Below are 4912 nucleotides of genomic sequence, written 5' to 3' on the forward strand. Positions count from 1 at the left end.
CGAACAGAGAAGTTAAGCTTCGTCACGCCGATGGTACTGCGTAACAGTGGGAGAGTAGGTAGCCGCCGTTTTGGGATCCTTCCCCGGTCTGATGTCCGGGGGAGGATCCCTTTCTCTTTTTGAGATTATGCAAATTTCTTTGTTTGCGGTAATTAGTCTTGACAAATGCTTGTTAATTTCCTCCTGTTTGCTTTTTTGTTTTGTAATAGGGCATAAATTATTCTTTTATGTTTTTTTAGTCTCTTTCTTTATAGCATTTCACAAATTTAAAAACCGTTTTATTTCTTCGTAGATTTAATTCTTTTTCGTAACTTCGCGCTGATTAAGAAAATATTAAAGATAATGACGAAACAGCTATTGAAACCTGATTACATCTTTGAATCAAGTTGGGAAGTATGTAATAAGGTAGGTGGAATTTACACCGTACTATCAACAAGGGCAAAAACCTTGCAAGCTGCATTTCCGGATCGAATTTTCTTTATCGGCCCGGATGTTTGGAGAGGTAAGGATAATCCTTTGTTTACCGAAGATGAAAAGGCACTACAAGGTTGGCGTGAGTACGCTACTTTGAATGAAGGATTGAAGGTGAGAGTGGGACATTGGAACATTCCTGGGCATCCAATTTCAATCTTGGTGGATTTTACACCATTTTATGCTCAAAAGAATGAGATTTATACGCAAGCCTGGCTTGATTTTAATGTGGATTCGCTTCATGCGTATGGTGATTATGACGAGGCTTCTATGTTTTCTTATGCTGCCGGTAAGGTTGTAGAAAGTTTCTATCGTTATAATTTGGGTGCTAAAGACAAGGTGGTTTATCAGGCTCATGAGTGGATGACAGGTCTTGGAGCATTGTATATTCAGAAGAAAGTCCCTGAGATTGCAACGATATTTACAACACATGCCACTTCAATCGGACGATCGATTGCAGGTAATAACAAGCCGTTGTATGATTACCTTTTTGCATATAATGGTGATCAAATGGCAGAAGAGTTGAATATGCAATCGAAACATTCGATAGAAAAGCAGACTGCTCATCATGTGGATTGTTTTACTACAGTGAGTGAAATTACAAACAATGAATGCCGTGAATTGTTGGATAAGCCGGCTGATGTCATTCTGATGAATGGTTTTGAGGATGACTTTGTCCCGAAAGGAAAAAAATTTGATGAAAAACGCAAGCATGCCCGTAAGGTGATGCTGAATATGGCCAATAAGCTGCTAGGTACTGAACTGGATGATGATACTATGATTATAGGCACAAGCGGCAGGTATGAATTTAAGAATAAAGGTATTAATGTCTATTTGGAATCGCTTAACCGATTGACCCGTGACAAAAATCTCAAAAAAGAAGTTTTAGCTTTTATTAATGTTCCAGGTTGGGTAGGAGAAGCCCGTGAGGATTTGTTGGAGCGTTTAAGTTCTGACAAAACTTATGACATGCCATTGGAAGTTCCTTTTATTACTCATTGGCTGCATAATATGACACATGATCAGGTTTTGGACATGTTGAAGTATTTGAATATGTCGAATGCTGCTGATACGAAAGTAAAAGTTATCTTTGTGCCGTGTTATCTGGATGGAAAGGATGGTATATTGAATGAATCATATTATGATTTGTTGATAGGCATGGATTTGAGTGTTTATCCTTCTTATTATGAACCATGGGGTTATACTCCATTGGAGAGCGTTGCTTTTCATGTGCCTACCATTACAACTGACTTGGCGGGATTCGGTCTATGGGTGAACTCGGTAGTGAATCATTCAGGAACTTTGCAAGATGGTGTGAAAGTCATTCATCGTACAGATTATAATTATTCTGAAGTCGCTGATTCGATAAAAGATACTGTAACTGAATTTTCAGCATTGTCGAATCAGGCAATTGAAAATATACGTGAACATGCGGCAATAATTGCCGAAAAGGCTTTGTGGAAACATTTTATCCAATATTATTATGAAGCATACGATGTTGCTTTGCATAATGCAAGGCAGCGTCTTTCTCAGAGTAACGACAATAACTAAAATTCATTTACACACTAAAATTAAACAATATGAAAGTCAAGACGAATTATGCTAACACTCCAGCCTGGAGAGAGGTTAATGTAAAATCTCGTATTCCGGAACCTTTGAAGATGTTGGAAAGAATGGCTCGTAATATTTGGTGGGCCTGGAATGATGAAGCGACAGAGATGTTTAAAGAATTGGATCCGGAATTGTGGCAAGTTGTTGGTCAAAATCCGGTAGCATTATTGGAACGTCTAAGTTATGAAAAATTGGAAGACTTATCAAATGATAAGGCTACATTGAAGAAAATCAATGAGGTATATTCCAAGTTTGAAGCATATATGAATGTGAAGCCAGATGCTTCGCGTCCTTCTGTAGCCTATTTCTGTATGGAATATGGTTTAACTCATGTCTTGAAAATCTATTCTGGCGGTTTGGGTATTTTGGCAGGCGACTATCTGAAGGAGGCTTCAGATAGCAATGTAGATATGTGTGGTATAGGTTTCTTGTATCGTTATGGTTATTTCAAACAAAGCTTGTCGATGGACGGGCAGCAGATAGCCAACTATGAAGCCCAGAATTTTGGAAGCCTGCCTTTGGAGCGCGTCAATGACGAAGAAGGAAAACCCTTGGTTCTTGATGTTCCATATTTGAATTATTATGTGCACGCTTATGTTTGGAGAGTAAATGTAGGCCGTGTACCTTTGTATCTGTTGGATACAGATAATGAAATGAACAGTGAATATGACCGTCCGATTACATACCAGTTGTATGGAGGTGATTGGGAAAACCGATTGAAACAGGAAATCCTCTTGGGTATTGGAGGTGTCTTGTTGCTGAAGAGACTGGGTATCAAGAAAGACGTTTATCACTGCAATGAAGGACATGCGGCATTGTGCAATGTGCAGCGTCTGTGCGACTATGTGGAAAGCGGTATGACTTTTGATGAAGCCCTGGAAATCGTGCGTGCTTCTTCTTTGTATACAGTACATACTCCGGTGCCGGCCGGTCACGACTATTTCGATGAAGGTCTGTTTGGTAAATACATGGGTGGATATCCCCAACGTATGGGTATCACTTGGGATGAACTGATGGATTTAGGACGCATCAATCCTGGCGATCATAATGAGCGTTTCTGTATGTCAACGTTTGCATGCAATACATGTCAGGAAGTAAATGGTGTGAGCTGGTTGCATGGAAAGGTTTCACAAGAAATGTTCTCTGGCATTTGGAAAGGATACTTTGCTGAAGAAAATCATGTAGGTTATGTGACCAATGGTGTACATTTCCCCACATGGTGTGCTTCTGAATGGAAGAAATTGTATAACAAATATTTTGATCCGAATTTCTTGAACGATCAGTCTAATCCGAAAATTTGGGAAGCTATCTACAATGTACCCGATGAGGAAATCTGGAAAACTCGTTTAGGGTTGAAAAACAAATTGATTGATTATATTCGCGAACAGTTCCGCAAGAACTGGCTGAAGAATCAGGGTAATCCGGCATTGATTGTATCTTTACTGGATAAAATCAATCCGAATGCATTGACAATCGGTTTCGCTCGCCGTTTCGCTACTTACAAGCGTGCTCATCTGTTGTTCAGCGATTTGGATCGTTTGTCGAAGATTGTAAATAATCCTGACTATCCGGTACAATTCTTGTTTGCTGGCAAGGCACATCCGCATGATGGTGCCGGACAAGGTCTGATTAAGCGTATCATTGAGATTTCAAACCGTCCTGAATTCTTGGGTAAAATTATTTTCTTGCAAGATTATGATATGAAGTTGGCACGTCGTCTGGTTTCAGGTGTTGATATTTGGATGAATACGCCGACTCGTCCGTTGGAAGCTTCGGGTACATCCGGTGAGAAAGCATTGATGAACGGTGTCGTAAATTTCTCTGTTCTTGATGGATGGTGGTTGGAAGGTTATCGTGAAGGTGCCGGATGGGCATTGACCGAAAAACGTACTTATCAGAATCAAGAATATCAGGACCAATTGGATGCAGCTACCATTTATAGTTTGCTGGAAACCGAAATCCTTCCGTTGTATTATGCACGAAATAAGAAAGGTTATTCAGAAGGTTGGGTACGGACCATCAAGAATTCTATCGCACAAATTGCTCCTCATTATACCATGAAGAGACAGTTGGATGATTATTATGCCAAGTTCTATGGAAAAGAAGCTGAAAGATTCCATGCTTTGGAAGCTGATAACTATGCGAAGTTGAAAGCTTTGGCTGCATGGAAAGAAGAAGTGGCAGCCAAATGGGATTCTATTCAGGTAGTATCGATGGATAAGTGCGAAGAATTGCGTCAAGGCAATGTGGAAAGTGGCAAAGATTATACCATTACTTGCGTTGTTGATGAAAAGGGACTTAACGATGCAGTGGGGGTAGAAATGGTAGTTACTTATACAAATGCAGAAGGCAAGGAATATATTTACAGTGTAGTTCCGATGGAACTCGTGAAACGTGAAGGCAATCTGTATACATTCAAGTTGGATTATAGTATTTCGAATGCAGGAAGCTTCAAGGTAGCATATCGTATGTATCCAAAGAATATCGATTTGCCCCACCGTCAGGATTTCTGCTACGTGCGTTGGTTTAACGAATAATCTGTTATTGAACCAATAAAGACATGTGAGCCGGCTGTTTCTTCAAAAGGAACGGCCGGCTTTTTGATGTATGCTCGGCATGAGTATTAGCTAACGGGTGCAAGTCCCTAATGAGCCCTAATAGCGGGAATCATACAGCCAAAAGCAAGGGTGTCCATCGCGAGTTGGAATCTGAAAGAAGCTGGCGGCAAACATCTGGTCTGACGGACAGAAACTTCATATAAGGCATAAGACTGTGGGTAAGGTTGCATCACAAATCAAAGCCCTATAGCTATTCGGAACAGTCAATGTAA

2 protein-coding genes are annotated in these 4912 nt (G+C 40.2%); both read left to right on the plus strand.

From position 1 onward, the window contains the following. Positions 1 to 342: 342 nt before the first annotated feature. A complete protein-coding gene (locus B5F78_RS15935; RefSeq protein WP_087407201.1) occupies positions 343 to 2022 on the plus strand; it encodes a glycogen/starch synthase in 1680 nt (559 codons plus the stop codon). Positions 2023 to 2051: 29 nt separating this feature from the next. Continuing rightward, positions 2052 to 4619, plus strand: coding sequence for an alpha-glucan family phosphorylase (gene glgP, locus B5F78_RS15940; RefSeq protein WP_087407202.1), 2568 nt, complete (start codon positions 2052 to 2054; stop codon positions 4617 to 4619). The last annotated feature ends 293 nt before the right edge of the window (positions 4620 to 4912 follow it).

The organism is Bacteroides sp. An279 (assembly GCF_002159615.1).
Taxonomy (GTDB): domain Bacteria; phylum Bacteroidota; class Bacteroidia; order Bacteroidales; family Bacteroidaceae; genus Phocaeicola; species Phocaeicola intestinalis.